The sequence below is a fragment of the Chromobacterium sp. CV08 genome, assembly GCF_051129845.1.
Classification (GTDB): Bacteria; Pseudomonadota; Gammaproteobacteria; order Burkholderiales; family Chromobacteriaceae; genus Chromobacterium.
In genome coordinates, this window is sequence record NZ_CP150453.1 from 2916693 (window position 1) to 2937709 (window position 21017).

The 21017-nt window shown below is 70.6% G+C and carries 14 protein-coding genes; 5 read left to right on the plus strand and 9 right to left on the minus strand.

All coding sequences use genetic code 11. From position 1 onward, the window contains the following. The 5 genes from WNM05_RS13540 to WNM05_RS13560 form a co-directional block, all read right to left on the minus strand. Positions 1–1236, minus strand: coding sequence for an ACP S-malonyltransferase (locus WNM05_RS13540; RefSeq protein ID WP_434627432.1), 1236 nt, complete (start codon positions 1234–1236; stop codon positions 1–3). Continuing rightward, on the minus strand, positions 1233–5672 hold the full coding sequence (locus tag WNM05_RS13545) for an AMP-binding protein (RefSeq protein WP_434627435.1): 4440 nt from the start codon (positions 5670–5672) through the stop codon (positions 1233–1235). Before WNM05_RS13545 ends, WNM05_RS13540 begins: the two co-directional genes overlap by 4 nt. A gap of 3 nt (positions 5673–5675) precedes the next feature. Continuing rightward, a complete protein-coding gene (locus tag WNM05_RS13550; RefSeq protein ID WP_434627438.1) occupies positions 5676–7229 on the minus strand; it encodes an amino acid adenylation domain-containing protein in 1554 nt (517 codons plus the stop codon). 183 nt (positions 7230–7412) lie between these two features. Continuing rightward, positions 7413–8570: an acyl-CoA dehydrogenase family protein gene (locus WNM05_RS13555; protein WP_434627441.1), complete on the minus strand. Its 1158-nt coding sequence runs from the start codon at positions 8568–8570 to the stop codon at positions 7413–7415. Then, positions 8563–8814 (minus strand): acyl carrier protein, encoded by a 252-nt coding sequence (locus tag WNM05_RS13560; protein ID WP_434627444.1) that lies wholly within the window; start codon positions 8812–8814, stop codon positions 8563–8565. The genes WNM05_RS13555 and WNM05_RS13560 overlap by 8 nt, the downstream gene beginning before the upstream one ends. Before the next feature lie 559 nt (positions 8815–9373). Here WNM05_RS13560 and WNM05_RS13565 point away from each other — a divergent pair. Next, on the plus strand, positions 9374–9787 hold the full coding sequence (locus WNM05_RS13565; RefSeq protein ID WP_434627447.1) for a hypothetical protein: 414 nt from the start codon (positions 9374–9376) through the stop codon (positions 9785–9787). 22 nt (positions 9788–9809) lie between these two features. Here the strand turns inward: WNM05_RS13565 and WNM05_RS13570 are convergent, their stop codons facing one another. Genes WNM05_RS13570 through WNM05_RS13580 form a run of 3 tightly spaced genes read right to left on the minus strand, consistent with a single transcriptional unit; the run spans position 9810 to position 15430 of the window. After that, on the minus strand, positions 9810–11186 hold the full coding sequence (locus tag WNM05_RS13570; protein ID WP_434627450.1) for an efflux transporter outer membrane subunit: 1377 nt from the start codon (positions 11184–11186) through the stop codon (positions 9810–9812). Beyond that, entirely contained in the window at positions 11183–14311 is a 3129-nt protein-coding gene (locus tag WNM05_RS13575) for an efflux RND transporter permease subunit (protein WP_434627453.1), read from the minus strand. The genes WNM05_RS13570 and WNM05_RS13575 overlap by 4 nt, the downstream gene beginning before the upstream one ends. 3 nt (positions 14312–14314) lie before the next feature. Then, entirely contained in the window at positions 14315–15430 is a 1116-nt protein-coding gene (locus tag WNM05_RS13580) for an efflux RND transporter periplasmic adaptor subunit (RefSeq protein ID WP_434627456.1), read from the minus strand. A gap of 186 nt (positions 15431–15616) precedes the next feature. On the opposite strand from WNM05_RS13580, the gene fepB reads away from it, so the two are divergent. After that, positions 15617–16618: a Fe2+-enterobactin ABC transporter substrate-binding protein gene (gene fepB / locus WNM05_RS13585; protein ID WP_434627459.1), complete on the plus strand. Its 1002-nt coding sequence runs from the start codon at positions 15617–15619 to the stop codon at positions 16616–16618. Positions 16619–16688: 70 nt separating this feature from the next. On the opposite strand, the gene entS is transcribed toward fepB, so the two are convergent. Further along, a complete protein-coding gene (gene entS, locus WNM05_RS13590; RefSeq protein WP_434627462.1) occupies positions 16689–17966 on the minus strand; it encodes an enterobactin transporter EntS in 1278 nt (425 codons plus the stop codon). A 145-nt stretch (positions 17967–18111) separates the two neighbouring features. On the opposite strand from entS, the gene fepD reads away from it, so the two are divergent. Genes fepD through WNM05_RS13605 form a run of 3 tightly spaced genes read left to right on the plus strand, consistent with a single transcriptional unit; the run spans position 18112 to position 21004 of the window. After that, on the plus strand, positions 18112–19128 hold the full coding sequence (gene fepD, locus WNM05_RS13595) for a Fe(3+)-siderophore ABC transporter permease (protein ID WP_434627465.1): 1017 nt from the start codon (positions 18112–18114) through the stop codon (positions 19126–19128). After that, complete coding sequence (gene fepG, locus WNM05_RS13600) at positions 19125–20168, plus strand: iron-enterobactin ABC transporter permease (protein ID WP_434627467.1); 1044 nt, start codon at positions 19125–19127, stop codon at positions 20166–20168. Before fepD ends, fepG begins: the two co-directional genes overlap by 4 nt. Then, positions 20165–21004 carry an ABC transporter ATP-binding protein gene (locus WNM05_RS13605; protein WP_434627470.1) on the plus strand — a complete coding sequence of 280 codons (840 nt, stop codon included), beginning with the start codon at positions 20165–20167 and terminating at the stop codon, positions 21002–21004. The genes fepG and WNM05_RS13605 overlap by 4 nt, the downstream gene beginning before the upstream one ends. The last annotated feature ends 13 nt before the right edge of the window (positions 21005–21017 follow it).

The window sequence follows — 21017 nt, forward strand, 5'->3', positions numbered from 1 at the left end:
TCAACGCCCCGCCGCTTCGTACATGCGCTGCAGTTTCAGCCTTTCCATCGCCAGCGACGCCTCGCCGCCGTCCTCGGCGATGTCCAGCCACTGCCGGACGCGCTGCAGCAGGAAATCGCACTCGGCCATCGTCGGCGGCGCGCCCGTCGCGCGCGGCCTGAGTTCCTCCCGGATCCGACGCAGCTGCTGCGCCGCGGCCGCGTCGACGGCCGGCAACCTGAGGCCGTACAAACGGGAATGGCAGTGCCGGACGAAGCGTTCGCGTCGGCGCGCCGGATCGCTGGCCTGCTCGACGAAGCCGAACAGCTGCTGCGGCTCGCACAGCGGACGCATCGGCAGTCCGGCGCGCTGGGTCAGGTAGTCCAGCACCGACTTCGGCGAGATCTCCAGATAGCGGGTGACGCCCTGGTCCGCCACGTACTGCAGGCTGCGCAGCCATTGCACCGGCGAGGTCAGGTGCCGGAGTATCGACGACTTCAGCTCCGCCGCCGGCAGCTCGGCGGCGCTGACGTTGCAGACCAGCCGCGACAGCAGCGGCCGCGGCTGGTCCGCCGGCGGCAGGAAGTCCAGCGCCTGCTCGAGCTGCGCCCGCGCCCCGGCCATCAGCGGGGAGTGGAAGGGACCGCCTATCTTCAACGGATACAGCAGGCCGCCCAGCGCTTCGATGCGCGGGGCGAAGCGCCGGATCTCGGCCATTTCGCCGGACACCGTCGCCTGATCGAAGGCGTCGACGGCCGAGACGTGGATGGCCGCGCCGTCGTCGGCACGGGCCCGCTCGACCTCCTGCGCCACCACCTCGGCCGGCACGTGCAGCACCCAGCACATCTCGCCGCGCTCGAACCGGCCGGCGCAGGCTTCGGCCGCCTCGGCGCGCAGGCTGACCACCCTGGCCAGCGTGCCCAGGTCCAGATAGCCGGCGGCGCACAGCGCCGGGTATTGCCCCAGGCTGTGCCCCATCATGAAATCGGGCACCAGGCCGCAGCGCTCGCGCAGGATCGCGGCGATGGCGACCGTGGTCGCGGTCAGCGCCAGCTGGGCGACGCGCACCTGTTTCAGCGCATCGCGGCGCTCGCCGTGTATCGCCTGGTGCAAATCGATTCCGGACTGTTCGGACACTTCGTCCAGGCAGGCCCGGTACTCGGGATAGGTCCGGAATTCGGCGAACATGTCCGGCTGCTGCGCGCCGACGCCGGGGAACAGGAATACGGTTTTGGCCGAATCGATGGCGGCTGTCATGCTGCGACTCCATTGACGATGAGATCCAGCTCCGCCTGGGAGAGCTGGCCAAGTGGGAAATCCGAGGGAATCAGCGCCGCCTGCGTCGGCCGGGCCAGCAGCGACGCCAGTTCGGCGTCCAGCCGCATCAGGCGGTCGCGGGCGCCGTCGGTGTCGCCGCCGCTCAAGCGCAGCTCGACCAGCACGGCGCCGGAGTCGCGGCAGTCGCGGATCAGCAGATCGAAATCGGCGGTACCGGCCTCGTCCGGATGGCGGAAGCCGCCGGACAACGACGGGATCAGCTCGAAACGGCCCCAGTTGCCGCCGTCCAGGCCGAAGCCGATATCGTTGACGCTCAGCAGCGGCCGCTCGCGGCCCCCGCCCAGGCCCAGCCGGCCGCGCCAGTCGGCCACGCGCTCGTGGGTTTGCGCCTTCATGTCGCGCAGCCAGGCCTCGAAGCCGTCGGCGGACGGCTCCAGCCGCAGGCGCTTGAAGCCGGTGAACCAGCCGACGGCGCCGGCCAGTTCGGCGCTCCAGCCGTCCGGCGCGCCGGCCTCGGCGAAGACCCGTCCGTCGTTTTCGAACAGCACCACGGGCTGCGGCGGCAGCAGGCCGTCCCGCCTCAGCAGCGCCAGCAGCGCGGCGGCGATCAGCTGTCCGCGCTCCGCCTTCAGACGCCGCGCCATCCGTCCGAGCTCGGCGCCGGACGCCGTCAGCGCCACGGTTGCGGCGGCGCCCGCCGCCGGAGCAGGCTCGCCGTCCGTCGCCGGCATCGCCGCCTCCTCGTCGTCGCCCAGCCACCGCCCCCACAGGAAGGCCCCGCGCTCGGCCTCGCCGGCCGGCGGCGCGGCGCCCTCCAGCGCCTGGTCCAGCTCGTCGAGCAGGAAAATCCAGGAATGCACGTCGCAAAGCAGGTGGTGGCACAGCCAGATCAGATGGAGCCGGCCCGAGGCGGCGTCGCGGACGATCTGGTGGACGCTGGGCCGCTCGGCCAGGCTGACCTCTTGCTGCAGCGCGAGCAGCCTGTCCTCCAGGCGCTCGCCCGCCGCCAGCTCCCGCACGCCGCCGCGCCGGGGCGCGCCGGCATCGAAGCGGCCGGCGCCGAGGCCGGCGTCGGTTCGCAGCGCGAATATCGCGTGCCTGGCCTGGACCGCCGCCACCGCGGCGTCGATTCGCTCGGGATCCAGTTCCGGCGCCATCCGCAGCACGACGCCCTGCTGCAGCCGGTCGCCGTGCCGGAAACGCTGCTCGCGGAACCAGCGGGCGCTGGGCAGGCGCGCGATCCAGCCGGCCTCGACCGGTTCAGGCGCCGCCCGATCGGAGGCGGCATCCGGCGCCGCGGCGGCGCACGCCTTCTCCAGCGCGGCGCCCAGCGAGCCCGAAGCCAGCAGCTCGGCCGCGCCGACGGCGACGCCCCGCTTGGCCAGCAGTGCCGCCAGGCGGATCGCCTTGATCGAGTCGCCGCCCAGCTCCAGGAAGGACAGGGCCAGATCGACCGGCTGCGGCCAGATCGGCTGCAGGAAGGACGCGTCCAGCCAGTCGGGCAAGACATGCGACGGCGCCGTCCGCCCGAGCGCTTCCCCGCCGGTCCGGAGCGGAGCGGCGTCCGCCTCCAGCCGGCTCCTGGCGGCGGCGGCCAGCGCCGCCATGTCCACCTTGCCGTTGGCGTTGACCGGCCAGGGATTGACGGTGCAGTACAGCGCCGGCAGCCAGGCCTCGGGCAGCCGCTCCCCCAGCAGGCGGCGGAATGCCGCGTCGCCGCCGGGCACGGCCTCGCTGCTGCACAGCGCGACGATTTCGCGCGGTGCCGACGGATCGGTCCCGACCGCCAGCTTCAGCGCCTTCAGCTCCCAGCGCTGGCTGCCGCTGCCGAGCGCCGCCAGCACGCCGGCCACCGCGCTCTCGATTTCGGCCGGATGGATGCGGTGGCCGCGCACCTTGAACTCGTCGTCGATGCGCCCCAGGCAATGCCACACGCCGCGCGCGTCCACCATGCCGAGGTCGCCGGTGCGATACCAGCGGCCGCCGCCGTCGGCGACGAATTTCGCCGCGGTCTGCTCGGGCCTGTTGACATAGCCGTCCGCCAGCACCGGCCCGCCTATCCAGATCTCGCCGTTGAATCCCTGCGGCATCGCCTGGCCCCAGCCGTCGCGGACCGACATCCTGGCGGCGCCCAACGGCGCGCCTATCGGTGTGATTCCGTCGGCCGTCCCGCCCGCGTCGGCGCCGCCGACCGAATGGACGCAGCACCCGACCGTCGCCTCGGTCGGGCCGTATTCGTTGACCACCCGGCTGCCCGGCGGGAAGCAGGCCAGCGCCCTGCCGACCAGCGCGGCGGACAGGTTCTCGCCGCCGACGACGAAGGTCAGCGGATTCCGCCTCGGCGGACTGTGCTCCATCAGCAGCGACAGATGAGACGGCGTGCATTTGACCCCGCTCAGCGCCTCGTCGGCGAGCAGGGTCCGCAGCAGCGCCGGATCGTCGCGCAGATCCTGCTCCCAGGTTTCGATGAAGCCGCCGGACAGCACCGGAACCAGGATGCTGGTCTGCGTCAGGTCGAAGCCGAAGGACGTGAACAGCGGCGCGCTGAACGGCCTGTCGGCGGCGTAGTCCGCGGCGGCGGCCAGCGCGTAGTGCGCCAGCGCCGTCGGCGAGATCGCCACGCCCTTCGGTTCCCCGGTCGAACCGGAGGTGTACAGGATGTAGGCCGGCCGGCCATGGTCGACCGCCGGCCTCGCGGCCTGCCGCCCCGCCGCCGGCAAGCGCGGCGACACCGGCAGCAAGGGCAGGCCCAGCGTTTGCGCCAGCGTTTCGTCGGCGTCCGCGTGGACGCACAAGGCGGCGCCGGAGTCGCGCACTATCGTCGCCAGCCTGGCCGCCGGCGTCGTCGGGCAGACCGGGACCACCGTCACGTTCGCCATCAGGCAGGCCAGGTAGGCCAGCGTCGTTTCCGGCGCGCGCCGGCCCAGGATCAGCACCGGTCCCGCGTCCGGGCCCAGCCGGGCATCCAGTTGCGCGCCGAAGGCGTCCATCCACGCCAGACCCTGGTCGTAGCCGAGCTCGGCCCCGTCCCGCCCGGTCTTGAACAGGCGCTTGCCGGCATGGCGCTCGAACGCTTGCCGCAGATGGACGCCGATAGGCGCGACCGCGGCCTCCTCCGTCTCGCCGTCGGCGCCGCGCGCCTCTCCCAGTTCCTCGGCGGCGGCCTCCATCGCATAGCCGACCACCGCCCGCAGGAACGAGGCGCACTGCCCGTCCGACCACTGTCTGCGGAAGTCCGCCTCCAGCTTGAATTGCCCGCCGTCGAAGCGGTCGTGGATGTGGATGGTGGCGAACAGGGCCTCGACCGCCTGCAGATGGTCGATTTCGACGCCGGCGCCGGAGACGGTCCGCTGGAACTGGCCGGTCTGATAGGAGACGCCGAAGGCCGGCACCGCTCGCTTCCACTCCGGCGACGCGAACTCGCCCCATCTGGCGCCGGGCGCGTAGCGCGAATGCGCCACCGCCTTCTGCAGCGGCCGCTTCAACGCCCGGTAGCAATCGGCCACGGTCTCGCCGGCCGAGCGCGACACCGCGACCAGCACCGGCGCCACCGCCATCGCGACCGCGCGCTTGTCGTCTTCGCTCCAGCGGTTCAGCATCGGCGCCTGCAGCAAGACGCCGTCGCCGTCCTCGACCACCATCTGCGCGTAGGCGACGGCGGCGAAGAACAGCCGGAACACCGAACCGCCGCCGTCCCTGAAGCGGTTCAGCCGCGCGTTGTCCTCGTCGTCCAGCGCGACCCTGACCCGCCGGGACCGCGCCTCGGCGCCGCGATAATCGCCTATCGGCGCGCGGCAGGCCAGGCCAGGCGCGCCGCCGAAGGCCTGGCGCCAATGCGCCGCGTCGCGTTCCATGCGCCGGGAGCCTTCGTATTCCCGCTCGCCGTCGGCGATGGCGGAGAAAGGCACGGATTCCGTCCGGGCCGCCGGACCGCCGTCCGCCTCCAGCGCGGCGGCCAGATGCTCCATCAGCAGCGCCATCGCCGCGCCGTCGGCCGCCGCGTGATGCGCCTTGACGAACCATCCGGACTGTTCGCCGGCAAAACGCACGGCGAATATCCGTATCGGCGCCAGCGCCAGGTCCTCGTCCAGCAGCAGCTGCCGTTCCGCCCAGCCGGAAAACGCCTGCGCCGGATCCGGGTGCCGGCTGAAATCGACCGATTCCACGACGCTGTGCGGCCGCTCGTGGCGGATGCCGCGCCACCGGTCGCCGGCCTCGTCGGCGACGAAGCCGATGCGGAAGGCGTCCTGCGCGTCGCGCACCGCCGCGGCGGCCCGCGCCAGCGCGTCCAGCGAGACCGATCCGTTCAAGCGGGCGACGCCGCCGAGGTAGAAGCGGCGGCCGGCCAGCTGGAAGGCTTCCATCGTGAAAACGGCCTGTTGCGACCGGGACAATTCGAAAGTCGGCTTATTCATCGCTCAGGCCACCGTGTCTGCGAAAAACCGTTCCCGGACCGCGCCGGCGATCGCCGCCCGGTCCAGCTTGCCGGAGCCGGTGCGCGGCAGCGTGCCGGTCTGCCAATACCGGGCCGGCAGCATATAGGCCGGCACCTGCTCGGCGAGAAAACGGCGCAGCGCCTGCGGATCGATCTCGTCGGCGCCGGCGACGACGGCGGCGACCAGCCATTGTTCGCCGTTGCCGTCGGTCACCACGCAGGCCGCGGCCTCGATGACGGCCTCGTGATTGAGCAGGTGGTGTTCGATCTCCCCCAGCTCGATGCGCAGCCCGCGCAGCTTCACCTGGGTGTCCTTGCGGCCCTGGCAGAAAAAGAGCTCCCCGTCCTCGCGCCAGCCCAGGTCGCCGCTCAGATAGACGCGCTCGCCCAGGTCCGGATGGAAGACGAAGGCCTTGTCCGTCAGGTCGCGGCGATTGTAGTAGCCGTCGGCCAGGCAGATGCCGCTGATGGCGATCTCGCCGACCTCCGAGTCGGCCTTCAGCGCCAGCGTGTCCGGATCGACGATATGCAGCCGGCAGCCGCTGAGCGCCCGGCCTATCGGCACCGCGGCCGGCGCCGCCTCGTCGCAGTCGTAGAAGCTGACGTCGATGGCCGCCTCGGTCGGACCGTACAGATTGGTCAACAGGCAGCGCGAGCCGAACTGCCGCCGGAAGCGGTCCACCAGGCTGGCCGGCAGCGGCTCGCCGCTGACATAGACCTGGCGCAAGGCCGGCAGCGACAGGCCGCTGTCCTGCAATTCCTGCAATACCGGTTTCAGCAGGCTGGGGACGAAATGCACCACCGTGACCCCCTCCGCGTCCAGCGCCGCCGTCACGCCCCTGGCGAACGACTCCAGGCCCGGCTGCAACAGGTAGTGGCTGGCGCCGTTCAGCGCCGGCAGGAACAGCTCCCACAACGAAACATCGAAAGTCAGCGCAGTCCGCTGCAGGATGATGTCGGCGGCCGTCATCCGGCTATGCAGCTGATGCCACTGCAGCCGGTTGATCAAGGCGCCGTGATTGACCAGCACGCCCTTGGGCGCGCCGGTGCTGCCGGAGGTGAAGATCAGGTAGGCGGGATCGTCGGCCCGCAGGCGGGGCGCGTCGTAACCGGCATCGCCGCCGGCGCGGCAGATCGTATCCAGCTGTTCGCGCGGGATCAGGGCCAGCCCGGCGGCCGCCTCGGCGAAGCGGCCGGCCTGCGCCTCGGCGCAGAACGCGAGACGGCACTGCGCGGTCTCCAGCATGGCCGCCATCCGGGCGGCCGGGGTCTTGGCGTCCAACGGAAAATACACGCCGCCGGCAAGCAGCACCGCATAGGCCGCGACCAGAAAATCGGGACTGCGCTCCAGGCCGATGGCGACGCAGTCGCCGCGCCGCAGGCCGCGCTCGACGGCCAGATGGCGGGCCAGCCGCCGCGCCCTCGCGTACAGCTCGAGCCAGGACAGGGTCATGCCCTTGCCCCACCGTATTGCCGGGTCCGGGTTGTCCCGCGCCGTGTCGGCGAAATAATCGGTAATCAGTCGATTGGTTTGCATGACGCCGAAATCCTCCTGCTTGCTGACGGTGTCGCCGTGGCGAGCCACGGCGCTGGACGCGCGCCGCCCCATCCGCGCGCGTCAGCGCCCGGGGCGGAACGGATGCGCGCGGCGGCGCCGCCCGGCGGCGGCTGGGCGTGCGCATCCTTGTCGATTCGGGAAAGTTTTAGTCGCGGGCCGCGCTCATCCGGGCAGCTCCGCCGCGAGATAGCGGTTGCACACCGCCTTGCCGATCAGCATTTTCTGCAGCTCGTTGCTGCCTTCGACAACCTGCAGAATCTTGGCGTCGCGATAGAGCCGGCTGACGCCGTTGCCCTCGTCGCAGCCGTGGCCGCCGTGTATCTGCACGGCCTTTGCCGCCGCGGCGCCGGCCTCGTGCGACGCGAACAGCTTGGCCTGGAGGATTTGCTCGAGCGCGTCTTCGTCCCTGGCATCCTTGGCCCTGGCCGCCGACAGACACAGCAGCTGCGAGGCGAGCAGGCTGCCCGACATTTCCGCCAGATAGCCGCGGATGATGCCCTGATCGGCCAGCAGGGAGCCGAATGTGGAGCGAGTGCCGGCCCTGCGGGCGGATGCCGCCAGCGCCGCCTGCTGGATGCCGAGCGCGGCCCAGGCCACGCTGATGCGGCCGTAGTCCAGCGCGCCGCTGGAGATCAGGCTTTGCCCGAAACCCGGCTTGCCGACGATGTTCGCCTTCGGAATCCGGCAATCGGCGAAATCCAGCACCGCCAGGTGGGCGCTCTTGAAGCCCAGCATATTGCGCTTGGCGCTCACCGTCAGGCCCGGCGTGTCGCCGGGCACCAGGACGGCGGTGTCCAGGCCCTGGAATTTCCCGAACACCAGGAACAGGCCGGCGGTCTGGGCGAAGGTGATCCAGGTCTTCTGTCCGTTGACGATCAGATCGTCGCCTGCGTCCTCGAAGCGGGTCGACAGATTCCCGGAGTCGCCGCCGGCGGCCACCTCGGTCTGCGCGAACGCGCCTATGACCTCCCCGCTGACCAGCGGCGCCAGGAAGCGCCGCTTCTGCTCCGGCGTTCCCCAGCTCTCTATGGTCTTCAACACCATGGAGTGGACGTTCAGCAGGCCGGTCAGCGAGCCGCTTCCGGCCCCGATCGCCATGTTCAGCAAGCCGAAGGTGACGGCGTCGAAGCCCAGCCCGCCGTTCTCCGGCTTCGCCAGGCCGCCCAGCCAGCCGTTGCGCGCCAGCTTTTGCACCACCGCCGGCGGCGTCGCTTCCCGCAGATCCCATTCGTCAGCGTGCGGCGCGACCTCCTCCGCCGAAAACTGCTCGAACGCCTGCAGCCACTCGTTCTGCTCGGGCGACAGGAAGCGCTTAAACATTTGCCTCGGCCTTTCCTGCCAGGAAACCGCAGATCGCCTGGATGCTGGAGAAGTTGGCCAGATCCAGATCGTCTATCTCGACCTTGATCCTGAAGTTCTTTTCGAGGAAGGAAATCAGCTGGATAACGGCCAGGGAGTTCACCAGGCCGGTTTCGAAGATGTTGACCGACTCATCCAGATCCTGCTGTCCCGCCAATTTGCACAGGTATTCAGATACAAGCTTCTTGCGCGCGGATACGTCCATTGCGATTCACCACTTCCTTTGCAAACTCGAATTCGACGGGTCCCCGGCCGTTTCAACAGCGCTCGGGGGCACAAAAGCGATTAAGCACTTCAATGTCAAAAATTCATGACATTTGGAAATTATACTACCTCGACATAACTTCATAAGCAATACATGACGAGTAGATATCAGCCTGAATCACTAGTTCCCCGCGGCGGTAATAATCACGATGCCGGCAGCGCTTCCGCCGTCGGGAAAATCCGCGTCCGCCCGTCCCGCGCGCCGATGCGAAAAGCCCCTGGCGGAAACTTCCTCCAGGGGCTTTTCTCAAGGCCAGCTCACGATATTCTCCGGGCAACGCGACCCGGACGGCCCGCCTGGCAAGACGGCGGCCGCGGGTCCGACGGCGCAGGAACCGCCAAACCATTTCCATGGCATTTTAAGTAATAAACATTATTGCCATTCGCTTGTCGGATTGCGTACAACACAATGGCCCCAGAGTCTGTTCAAAGTCTTTCTGCGAGCAGCCCGGCCGGCAGACCACAGCTTTCCACATGACGACTCGACGATTGGAGCAGCTATGAAAACCCGTCTTTATCCGGCGTTGGCCATCCTCTCGGCCATGGCCGCGTCCCCGCTGGCCCATGCCGACGCGATCGGCGACCAGTTGGCCGATTCGGTCTGCCTGTCGCTGAGCTCGCCGGCGCTGCCGCCCACCTATGTGGCCGGCAACGACGTCGACGTCAGCAGGCCCGGCCTGGCCGACACCGGGCTGATTTTCGAAGAACACGGCAGGAAATGGTATCGCTGGACCAAGCTTGCGGAAACCGGCGCGACCGAGGCGAGAAACCACTTCTACGCCCAATGCCAGGTATACGCCCAGACGGAGCGGCCGTCTCCGGCCACGCCCCCGTCCATCGCCTTCGTGCTCCGGGCCGACAAGGCCGTCGGACCGGGCACGGCGCACTGGTTCGCCTACCACAAGAACCCGTGACCGCGCGGGCCCGGCGCCGGACTCAGTCGTCGGCCCCGCCGCCCAGCGCGCGGTACAGCGCCACCATATTGCCGGCCTCGGCCAGGCGCGCGGCGATAGACAGCTGGCGCGCCGCCTGCGCCGCGCGCTGCGCCTCCAGCAGGCTCAGATAACCGTCCAGGCCCAGCCGGTAACGCGACTGGGCCAGGCTCAGGGCGGACTCGGCGCTGGAGAGCGCGGCCTGCCGCGCCTGCCGCTCGTCGGCGATGGCGACGCGCCTCTCCAGCGCCTCGGCCGTTTCGCGGAATCCCGTCTGCAACGCTTTTTCATAGGCCGCCAGCGCCGCCAGCCGCTGCGCGTCGGCCGCATCGACGCCGGCCCGGGCGGCGCCGCCGTCCAGCCAGGGCATGCCGACGTTCAGCGCCGCCGCGAAGGTCCGCGCCGGCGTCGCCAGCAGCCCGCCCAGCGTCAGACCGCCGAGACCGCCGCTGGCATCCAGGCCGAACCGCGGCAGCAAGGCCGCGCGCGCCGCGGCGACATCGGCGTCGGCGGCGCGCAGCAGGCGCTCGGCCTGACGCACGTCGGGCCGCCGCAGCAAGACGCCGGCCGGCGTGTCCAGCGGCGGCACCGTCAGCGTATAGTCGCCCTCGTCCAGACCGGCCGGCAGCCTCGCCTCGTCCAGCGCGTCGCCGACCAAGAGCTGCAAGGCCAGCCGGTCCGCCTCCGCCTGTCCCTGGTAGCGGGCGACATCGGCCCGCGCCTGATGGCGCAGCGCCTCCATCGCGTTCAGATCCAGCCGCGACGAGGCCCCCAGCCGCAGCCGCTCGCGCGTCAGCGCCAGCGATCGCTCGGCGCTGTCCAGCGTGGCCCTGGCCGCCGCCAGCTGGCTGCGGTCTGCGGCCAGCGTCAGATAGGCGTCGGCGGTTTCGGCGATCAGGCTGACCCGCGCCGCCTGCGCGCCGGCCTCGCTGGCCAGGTAGCGTTGCCACTGCGCTTCGCCCAGCTTCCGCACGCGGCCGAACAGGTCCAGCTCGAAGGCGCTGACGCCGAGGCCGGCGCCGACGCTGCGGCTGTCGGCATCGAGCGCCGCCGCGCCGCCGCGCGTCAGCTGCCGATTGGCGTTGCCCTGCAGTTGCACGGCCGGCAACCGCGCCGCGTCCTGTATCCGGTACTGCGCCCGCGCCGCCAGCACATTGGCCGCGGCCGCGCGCAGATCGCGGTTGTTGGCCAACGCGGCCGCTATCGTCTCGCGCAGGCCGGCGTCGATGAAGAAACGCCGCCATGCCGCCGGCGCCTGCGCGGCCCCCGCCTCCACCGCCGGCCAGCTGTCCGGCACCGGCGCGGCCGGCGGCCGATAGGCCGGCTCCAGCGTCGCGCAGCCGGCCAGCGCCAGCGCCCAGCACCATGCCGCCGGCCTCATGGCCGCGCCTCCGCGACGACCGGCCTGCGCCCGGCGACCCGCCGCGCCAGGCCGCGTATCGACAGATGCGCCAGCGGCACGAAGAACAGCGTCAACAGCGTCGCCGACAACACGCCGCCGAGCACCGCGGCGCCTATCGCGTTCTGGCTGCCGGCCCCCGGCCCGCCGGCCCAGACCAGCGGCGCGACGCCGACGCCGAAGGCCAGCGAGGTCATCAGTATCGGCCGCAGCCGTTGCCGGGCGGCGGCCAACGCCGCGCTCAAGGCACCGTCGCCGCGCCGCATCGCCGCCTCGGCGAATTCTATGATCAGGATGGCGTTCTTCGCCGACAGGCCCATCGTCGTCAGCAGGCCCACCTGGAAATAGATGTCGTTGGCGAGACCGCGCGCCATCACCGCCAGCACCGCGCCCAGCACGCCGAGCGGAATCGCCGTCATCGCGGCGCAGGGCACCAGCCAGCTTTCGTACAGCGCCGCCAGACACAGGAAGACGAACAAGATCGACACCGCGTACAGCAGCGGCGTCTGGCCGCTGGACAGCCGGTCCTGGTAGGACAGGCCGCTCCACTCGTACTGGGTGCCCGGCAGCTTGCCGGCGATGGCCTCCACCGCCCGCATCGCCTCGCCGGAACTGACGCCGGCGGCGGCCGAGCCGGACAGCGGCAGCGCCGGCAGGCCGTTGTAGCGATTCAGCTGCGCCGGGCCGTATTCCCAGCGCGCGCGCGCGAAGGCGGAGAACGGCGTCATCGTGCCGTCGGCGCCGCGGACGAACCACAGGCCCAGGTCCTCCGGCTTGGCGCGGTACGGCGCGTCGGCCTGCATCATCACCTTCTTCACCCGGCCGCGGTCGACGAAGTCGTTGACGTAGCGCCCGCCCCAGGCCGCGCCCAGCGTGTCGGCGACATTCGCCGGGTCCAGCCCCAGCGCGGCGGCCTTGCCCTGGTCGACGTCCAGCCTCAGCTGCGGCTTGTCGTCGGCGGCGCCGGAGCGCACCGCGCTCAGTCTGTCGTCGCCCTGGGCGGCCTTCAGCAGCCGGTCGCGCGCCTTGGCCAGGCCCTCGCGCCCGATGCCTGACGCGTCCTGCAGCCAGAATTCGAAGCCGTTGGTCTGCCCCAGGCCGCCGATGGGCGGCAGCACCATGCCGAAGACCTCGGCGTCGCGCTGAGAGGCCAGCGCAGCGGTGGCGCGGTCGGCGATCGCCTGCGCGCTGTTCTCCGCCCCCCGCCGCTGCGACCAGTCCTTCAGCGCGACGAAGGCCATGCCGGCATTCTGGCCGGAGCCGCCGAAGCTGAAGCCGGACAGCATGTAGACCGACTCGACATTGGCCTTCTCGGTCTCCAGGAAATGCTTCTCCACCGCGCGCGCCACCTTGTCGGCCCGCTCGTGGGTGGCGCCGGTCGGCAGCGTGAACTGCACCATCACCGTGCCCTGGTCCTCGTCCGGGATGAAGGCCGTCGGCAGCCGCGGATACAGCGCCGCCAGACCGGCCACCAGCGCCAGGTAGACCAGGCCGCCGCACAGCGGGCGATCAAGCCAGGCCGGCAGCCAGTGGCCGGCATAGGCCGACTGCAGGCGCAGGAAGCGACGCTCGAACGCCGCCAACGGACCGCTGTCCGATGGTTTTTCCGGCCGCAGCAGCGTCGCGCACAGCGCAGGCGTCAAGGTCAGCGCCGTCAGCACCGACAGCGCCATCGCCGCGACGATGGTGATGGAGAACTGGCGATAGATGACGCCGACCGAGCCGCCGAAGAAAGCCATGGGCAGGAACACCGCGCCCAGCACCAGGCCGATGCCGACCAGCGCGCCGCCTATCTCGCCCATCGAGCGGACGGTGGCCGCGCGCGCGTCCACCCCCTCCTCGCTCATCACCCGCTCGACGTTCTCGACGACGACGATGGCGTCGTCCACCAGCAGGCCGATGGCCAGCACCATGCCGAACAAGGTCAGCGTGTTGATGCCGAAGCCGGCGACCGACAGCACGCCGAAAGTGCCCAGCAGCACCACCGGCACCGTCAGCGCCGGAATCAGCGTCGCGCGCCAGTTGCGCAGGAAGACGTACATCACCAGCACCACCAGGGCCACCGCCTCCAGCAAGGTCTCCATCACCGCGCGTATCGACAGCCTGACGAAATGGGTGGTGTCCTCCGGATAGGCGACGCGGATGCCGGGCGGGAAATTGCGCTCCAGCTCGGAGACGCGGGCCTTCACCGCCTCGGCCGTGGCCAGCGCGTTGGCGCCCGGCGCCAGCATCACCGCCAGGCCCGAGGCCGGATGGCCGTTCAGCCGCGAACTGCTGCCGTAGTCCTCCTGCCCCAGCTCCACCCGCGCCACGTCGCCCAGCCGCACCGCGCCGCCGTCCGGCAGCGCCTTGACGACGATGTCGCGGAACTGCTCCGGCGTCGACAGGCGCGACCAGGCGGTGACCATCGCGTTCAGCTGCTGGCCCGGCGGCGACGGCAAGGCGCCCAGCTCGCCGACCGAGACCTCGGTGTTCTGCTTGGAGATGGCGGCGCCGACGTCGGACGGGATCAGCCCGTAGCTGTTCAACTTGTGCGGGTCCAGCCACACCCGCATCGCGTACGGCGCGCCGAAGGCCCGCACCGAGCCGACGCCGTCGACCCGGCTCAGCGGGTCCTGCACATGGCTGGCCAGCCAGTCGGCGATGTCGGTGTCGCCGCGCTGGCCGCTGACGTCGTAGAAGGAGGCGATCAGCAGGAAGTCGCCCTGCATCTTCTGCACCGACAGGCCGTTCTGCTGCACCTGCTGCGGCAGCCGCGCCAGCATCTGGCTGACCTTGTTCTGCACCTGGACCTGGGCGGTGTCGGGATTCGCGCCCTGGCGGAAGGTCAGCATGATCTCGGCCTGGCCGGACGAGGAGCTGGTCGAGCTGAAATACATCAGATTGTCCAGGCCCTTCAACTCCTGCTCCAGCACCTGGATCACGCTGGTCTCCACCACCTGGGCCGAGGCGCCGGGGTAGCTGGCGCTGACCATCACCGTCGGCGGCGCGATGTCCGGGTATTGCGACACCGGCAGCGCGCGCAGCGCGAACAGGCCGGCCAGCATGATGACGATGGCCAGCACCCAGGCGAAGACCGGGCGGTCTATGAAGAAACGCGCCAGCATCGTCTAGCCCCTCCCCGCCTGGACCGGAAGCGCCGCCTCGCCCGGACGGGCGCGCTGCAGGCCGTCGACGATCAGGCGGTCGCCCGCCTTCAGTCCCTTCGTCACCAGCCAATAGGCGCCGTGGGTGCCCTCGGTCGTCAGCAGGCGCTGCTCGACCTTGTCGCCGGCGGCCAGCACCAGCGCGGTGGCGCGGCCCTTGTCGTCGCGCGCCACGCCCTGCTGCGGCGCCAGCACCGCCTGTCGGCGCACGCCCTGCTCCAGCTCGGCGCGCACATACATGCCGGGCAGCAGCAGGCCTTCGGGATTGGGGAATTCGGCGCGCAGCGTCACCGCGCCGGAGACGCGGTCCACGTTCAATTCGGCGAAGCGCAGCTTGCCGGCATGCCGGTACGGCGCGCCGTCCTCCAGCTTCAGCCTGGCGGCCGCGCCACCAGGCGCCAGCTCGCCGTCGGCCTGGCGGCGCTTGAAGGCCAGCAGGTCCTGGCTGGACTGGACGATGTCGACATACATCGGGTCCAGCTGCTGGATGGTGGCCAGCGGCGCGCTCTGGCCCGAAGTCACCAGCGCGCCCTCGCTGACGGCTGAGCGGCCGATGCGGCCGGAAATCGGCGCCAGCACGCGGGTGCGCGACAGATCCACCATGGCCGCCGCCACCGCCGCCTCGCCGGCCCTCACCGCGGCCAGCCCCTTGCGGTAGTCGGCGTCGGCCTCCTCGCGCTCCTGACGACTGACGCCGTCTATCGCGGCCAGTTCGGCATAGCGCTCGGCGCGCCCCTTCAAACTGCCCAGCGCCGCGTGGGCCGAGGCCAGCGTCGCCTCCGCCTGCCGCAGGGCCGCTCGATAGCCGGCCGGGTCTATCTGATAAAGAAGCTCGCCGGCCTTGACCGGGCCGCCCTCGATGAAATGCCGTTTCAGCACGATGCCGTTCACCTGCGGCCTGACTTCTGCGCTGCGATAGGCCACGGTGCGGCCGGCCAATTCGGTCCTGACCGTCACGTCCTTCGCCTCCAGCCTCACCACGCCGACCTCGGGCGGCTTGCCCGCCTCCGGCGCTTGTTCCTTCCCCCCGCAGCCGGCCAGGCCCGCCGCCATCGCAACAACCGTCAATATCCGCATCATTCCGTGCATTCCGGCCCGACGCACTGCGCGGGCGCATTCCGTATCCAGAGTCAAAGCCGCGGGCAGCCGCCGTCCCAGCCGGCGCGCCGAAGACGCCGCGCTTGGCCTGGGCGGAAATGTTAATGATAATACTTATCAATTGCAATAAAATAGCATGACAACACTGTAGAACAACGAGGACTATCAATGCCTGATGCTCACGCAAGCCGCCGCGACGCCCTGCGGCTGACTCTCGCCGCCGGCCTGACCCTGCTGCTGGCCGCCTGTGACGCGCCGGCCCCGCAACAGGCCGACGCCGCGCCCCAGACCGGTTGGCCGCGCACGCTGGACACGCCGAAAGGCAAGCTGACCTTGCAAGGCGTGCCGCAGCGCATCGTCTCCACCAGCGTGACGCTGACCGGCACGCTGCTCGCCATCAACGCGCCGGTCGTCGCCAGCGGCGGCAGCGCCGCCCATTCCAAGGCCACCGACGACCAGGGCTTCTTCACCCAGTGGGGCGAGGTCGCCAGGCAGCGCGGCGTGACGCCGCTATACCAGGGCGAGCCGAACGCCGAGGCCATCATCGCCGCCCAGCCGGACCTGATCGTGATGGCCGGCACCGGCGGCGACTCAGCGCTGAAGCTGTACGAGCAATTGAGCCAGATGGCCCCGACCCTGGTGATCAACTACGACGACAAGAGCTGGCAGGAACTGGCGACGCTGCTGGGCCGGGCCACCGGCCACGAGGCCGACGCCCGCGCCGCCATCGCCGGCTTCGACGCCGAGGCCGCCCGGGTGAAGGCGGCGCTGAAACTGCCGCCGCAGCCGACGGCGGCGCTGGTCTATTACGAAGACGGCGCCGGCGCCAATCTGTGGACGCCGCAGTCGGCGCAGGGCAAGCTGCTGCAGTCGCTGGGCTTTCAATTGGCCACCGCGCCGGACAGCGTCAAAGGCAATACCAGCATGGGCGTGCGCCACGACATCATCCAGCTGTCCGGCGAGAAGTTCGCCGACGGCCTGCGCGGCCAATCGATGATCCTGTTCAACGCCGACCAGTCCCAGGTGCCGAGCGTGCTGGCCAACCCCTTCCTGGCCGGCAACGCCGCGGTGAGGAACAAGCAGGTCTACGCCGCCGGCCTGGACACCTTCCGTCTCGACTACTACAGCGCCCGCAATCTGCTGGAGCGGCTGCGCAAGCAGTTCGGCTGAGTCCCTCCCGAACAGCGGAAATGAAAAAAGCGGACCGAAGTCCGCTTTTTTCATTTCCAACGCATCAAGCTCAAGACCCGGCAGCCTGCTCGGCCGGCTCGCCCGCCGCCTCGTCTTGCCCATGCCCGCCGGCCAAGCGGCGCAGCGAACCGAAGCCGGCGCTCATCAGCAGGCCGGCCGCCGCCGCCGCCATGCCGAAGCAGCCGACCGCCGTCAGCGGCGCCAAGGCCCGCGCCAGCGCGCCCAGGCCCAATGCGCCCAGACTGTCGCCGACGACGTCCTGCGCGTTCCACAGACTGTTGACGCGGCCCAGCAGGTGGTCCGGCGTCTGCCCCTGCACCAGCGTGAACTGCAGCAGCGAGGCGATGGACCCGAGATAGCCGAGCACCGCCAGCGCCGCCAGGCCGTAGGCCAAGTGGGTGAAGGCGCCCAGCGACGCAATGACCAGCGAGGAGACGGTCACGCAGGCCAGCATCATCGCGCCGGGACGAGCGAGGCCGCCGACCCAGCCGCTGGTGAAGGCACCCAGCATCGCCCCCAGCGGCACCGCCGAATACATCAGGCCGACCTCGAAGGCGCCTCCGCCGTAGCCGTCCTCGGCCAGCGACGGGTAGAGCACCCGCACCGCGCTCAGCAATGTCTGCAGCGTGCCCACCGCCACCACCGCGCCGACCACCTTGTTCTGCCACAGGAACTCGAAGCCCTCCAGCAGCGAGCGCAGCGGGTGCGACGGCTCGACGTCCTGCGGCTTCAGCGAAGGCAGCCGGGTCAGCGGGATCAGCGTCGCCAGCGTGCCGATGCCGGCCAGCAGGTAGTTCCAGTTGACGCCGGCGGCGGTGATGATCAGGCCGCCCAGCAGCGGCGACAGCACGGCGCCGAAGCGCACCGTCAGCATGCTCAGTGCGCCGGCGGCCGGCAGGTTCTCGCGGCCGACGATGACCGGGATGGACGCCATCAGCGAGGTGATGCCTATGCCGGTGAAGAAGCCGTCCCAGGCCGACACCGCGTACAGCGCCGTCACCGACGGATGGGTCATGAAGCCGTTCAGCGCCAGCGCCAGGAAGCCCAGGCCGCAAGAGCTGCGGCCGAGCAGGATCAGCCGGCGGCGGTCCATGCGGTCGGCCAGCACGCCGCCGCACATCAGGCCGGCGAACATGCCTATGCCGTCCAGCGCCATCGCCATGCCGACCTGCAGCGTGGAGCCGGTGAGCTGGTGGATCTGCACCGGCACCGCCACCATCAGGAGGCCGAAGGCGAACACCGAGATCATCCGGGCGATGAAGATGGAACGGAAATGCGGATTCAGCCTTAGCAGGCTGAAATCGACGAAGATAGGCGATTTTTTCATATTATCAGCGCAGTGATTCGACAATGGTGGCGGGCGCGCCGCACGGACGGCGCAACGACGGGAATGACAGGCCGTTTCGCGGGCCTGTCCCTGCATGTGACAGGCATGGTAACATTGGCAATTGTTATTAGGAATCATTTTCATTATGCCGACAAGCCCCGCCTCCTCGCCCGGACGCCGCGCCGCCCTGCTGCTGGCCTGCCTGGCGCTGCTGGCCGTCGTCGCCGCGCTGAGCCTGGCGCTGGGCGCCAAGCCGATACCGCTGTCCATCGTCCGCGACAGCCTGCTGGGCCGCGCCATCGGGCCGGACAGCGTGATCGTGCTGCAGGGGCGGCTGCCGCGCACGCTGCTGGGCCTGTTGGCCGGCGCGGCGCTGGGGCTGTCCGGCGCGCTGATCCAGGCGCTGAGCCGCAACCCGCTTGCCGATCCCGGCATACTCGGCGTCAACGCCGGCGCCAGCTTCGCGATGGTACTGGGCGTCGCCGTCTTCGCCGTCGACAGCCCGCTCGGCTATATGGGCTGCGCGGCCGCCGGCGCGCTCTGCGCCACGCTGCTGGTCTACACCGTCGGCGCGCGGGGCCGCCGCGCCGATCCGCTACGCATCGTGCTGGCCGGCGTCGCCGTCGGCGCGGTGCTGATGGGCCTGTCGGCCGCGATCACCCTGCTCGATCCGGTCGCCTTCAACCGCCTGCGCTACTGGAACGCCGGCACGCTGGACGTGCGCGACCTGGCCGTCGTCGGCATGGCCGCGCCGGTCATCGTCGCCGGCGGCCTGCTCTCGCTGCTGCTGGCGCGGCCGCTTAACGCGATGAGCCTCGGCAACGATCTGGCGCTCAGCCTGGGCAGCCGCCCGCTGCTGACCCAGGCCGGCACCGTCGCCGCCGTCACGCTGCTGTGCGGGGCCAGCACCGCCGCCGCCGGACCGATAGGCTTCGTCGGCCTGATGATCCCGCACGTCGCGCGGCGCCTCGGCGGCGTCGACCTGCGCTGGAGCCTGCCGTTCACCGCGTTGCTGGCGCCGATACTGCTGCTGGCCTCCGACATCGTCGGCCGGCTGCTGACGCCGGGGGAGTTGCGCGTGTCCATCGTCACCGCCTTCATCGGCGCGCCGGCGCTGATCTGGCTGGCGCGCGCCCACGGCGGCGCGGGGGGCAAGGCATGAAGACGGCCGAACTCAGGCTCGGCCATCCGGACGGCCGATTCAATCTGCGCATCCGTCCGGGCCGGCTGTGGCCGGCGCTGCTGCTGATGGCCGCCTGCGCCGCGCTGGCGCTGCTCAGCCTGCGCGCAGGCGCCCTGCACCTGAGCGTCGAACAGGTCTGGGCGGCCTTGCAGGGCCGCGGAAGCCGGCTGGAAGTGGCCGTGGTCCAGCAATGGCGGCTGCCCCGCGTGGCGATGGCGCTGGTCATAGGCGCGGCGCTGGGCGTCAGCGGCGCGATCTTCCAGTCCCTGCTGCGCAATCCGCTGGGCAGCCCGGACGTCGTCGGCTTCAACACCGGCGCCTACACCGGCGCGCTGCTGGTGATCACGACGATGGGCGGCAGCCACTTCGAAGTCGCCGGCGGCGCGCTGGCCGGCGGCCTGGCATCCGCCGCGCTGGTCTATCTGCTGGCCTGGCGGCGCGGCGTGCACGGTCTCAGGCTGATCATCGTCGGCATCGCCGTCAGCGCGATGCTGAGCGCGCTGAACAGCTGGTTGATGATCAACGCCAGCCTGGAATCGGCGATGAGCGCCGCGATCTGGGGCGCAGGCACGCTGAACGGCATGACCTGGGACAAGGGCCTGCCGTCGGCGTTGTTCTGCCTGCTGGCGATGCTGGCGGCGCTGGCCTTGAAGCCGCGGATGCGGTTGCTGGAAATGGGCGACGACTGCGCCAGCGCGCTGGGCGTGCCGGCCGAGCGCACGCGGCTGTGGCTGATGGCCATAGGCGTCGCGCTGATCGCCTCCGCCACCGCGGCGGCCGGGCCGATCGCCTTCATCGCGCTGGCCGCGCCGCAGATCGCCCAGCGGCTGCAGCGCGCGCGCGCCACCAGCCCGATGACCGCCGCCTGGACCGGCGCGCTCTTGCTGCTGGCGGCCGATTACGCCGCCCAGCATCTGTTCTATCCGCGCCAGCTGCCGGTTGGCGTCGTCACCATCTGCATCGGCGGCCTCTACCTGCTGTGGCTGCTGCTGCGCCAAACCGGAGGCGCGAAATCGTGACCACCCTGTCCCTGAAGCTGAACCCCGCCGCGGCCGCCGACGCCGCCACTCCGGCCGCCGGCCTGCCGCGACTGTCCGGCGACGGCCTGAGGCTGGGCTACCGCCAGCGGACGATCTGCGAACGGCTGGACCTGCGGATTCCCGACGGCGCCTTCACCGTCGTCATCGGCCCCAACGGCTGCGGCAAATCGACGCTGCTACGCAGCCTCAGCCGCCTGTTGAAGCCGCTGCACGGCCAGGTGAGGCTGGACGGACGCGACATCCACAGCCAGCCGGCCAAGGCGGTGGCGCGCCAGCTGGGCCTGCTGCCGCAAAGCGCCGTCGCGCCGGACGGCATCACCGTCGCCGACCTGGTCGCCCGCGGCCGCTACCCGCACCAGGGCCTGCTGCGGCAATGGAGCCGCGACGACGAGGACGCGGTCAACGAGGCCCTGGCGGCCACCGGCACCGCCGAGCTGGCCGACCGGCTGGTCGACGAATTGTCCGGCGGCCAGCGCCAGCGCGCCTGGGTGGCGATGGCGCTGGCCCAGCAGACGCCGCTGCTCTTGCTGGACGAGCCGACCACCTATCTGGACATCGCCCACCAGATCGAGCTGTTGGAGCTGTTCCGCCGGCTGAACCGGGACGGCGGCCGCACGCTGGTGGCGGTATTGCACGACATCAACCACGCCTGCCGCTACGCCACCCACCTGATCGCGATGAAGGACGGCCGCATCGTCGCCGAGGGCCCGCCGTCCCGCATCGTCAGCGCCGAGCTGATCGAGCAGGTGTTCGGCCTGCCCTGCCTGATCATCGAAGACCCGGTCAGCCGTACGCCGATGGTGATTCCGCGCTGATCTCGTTTTCGTC

What these genes read in the sequence shown, in the direction of transcription:
- WNM05_RS13570 (WP_434627450.1), bottom strand. Translation starts at nt 11,186, where the DNA reads ATGAGGCCGGCGGCATGGTGCTGGGCGCTGGCGCTGGCCGGCTGCGCG.
- WNM05_RS13545 (WP_434627435.1), bottom strand. Translation starts at nt 5,672, where the DNA reads ATGAATAAGCCGACTTTCGAATTGTCCCGGTCGCAACAGGCCGTTTTC.
- entS (WP_434627462.1), bottom strand. Translation starts at nt 17,966, where the DNA reads ATGAAAAAATCGCCTATCTTCGTCGATTTCAGCCTGCTAAGGCTGAAT.
- WNM05_RS13555 (WP_434627441.1), bottom strand. Translation starts at nt 8,570, where the DNA reads ATGTTTAAGCGCTTCCTGTCGCCCGAGCAGAACGAGTGGCTGCAGGCG.
- WNM05_RS13540 (WP_434627432.1), bottom strand. Translation starts at nt 1,236, where the DNA reads ATGACAGCCGCCATCGATTCGGCCAAAACCGTATTCCTGTTCCCCGGC.
- fepD (WP_434627465.1), top strand. Translation starts at nt 18,112, where the DNA reads ATGCCGACAAGCCCCGCCTCCTCGCCCGGACGCCGCGCCGCCCTGCTG.
- WNM05_RS13580 (WP_434627456.1), bottom strand. Translation starts at nt 15,430, where the DNA reads ATGATGCGGATATTGACGGTTGTTGCGATGGCGGCGGGCCTGGCCGGC.
- fepB (WP_434627459.1), top strand. Translation starts at nt 15,617, where the DNA reads ATGCCTGATGCTCACGCAAGCCGCCGCGACGCCCTGCGGCTGACTCTC.
- WNM05_RS13575 (WP_434627453.1), bottom strand. Translation starts at nt 14,311, where the DNA reads ATGCTGGCGCGTTTCTTCATAGACCGCCCGGTCTTCGCCTGGGTGCTG.
- WNM05_RS13560 (WP_434627444.1), bottom strand. Translation starts at nt 8,814, where the DNA reads ATGGACGTATCCGCGCGCAAGAAGCTTGTATCTGAATACCTGTGCAAA.
- WNM05_RS13550 (WP_434627438.1), bottom strand. Translation starts at nt 7,229, where the DNA reads ATGCAAACCAATCGACTGATTACCGATTATTTCGCCGACACGGCGCGG.
- WNM05_RS13565 (WP_434627447.1), top strand. Translation starts at nt 9,374, where the DNA reads ATGAAAACCCGTCTTTATCCGGCGTTGGCCATCCTCTCGGCCATGGCC.
- fepG (WP_434627467.1), top strand. Translation starts at nt 19,125, where the DNA reads ATGAAGACGGCCGAACTCAGGCTCGGCCATCCGGACGGCCGATTCAAT.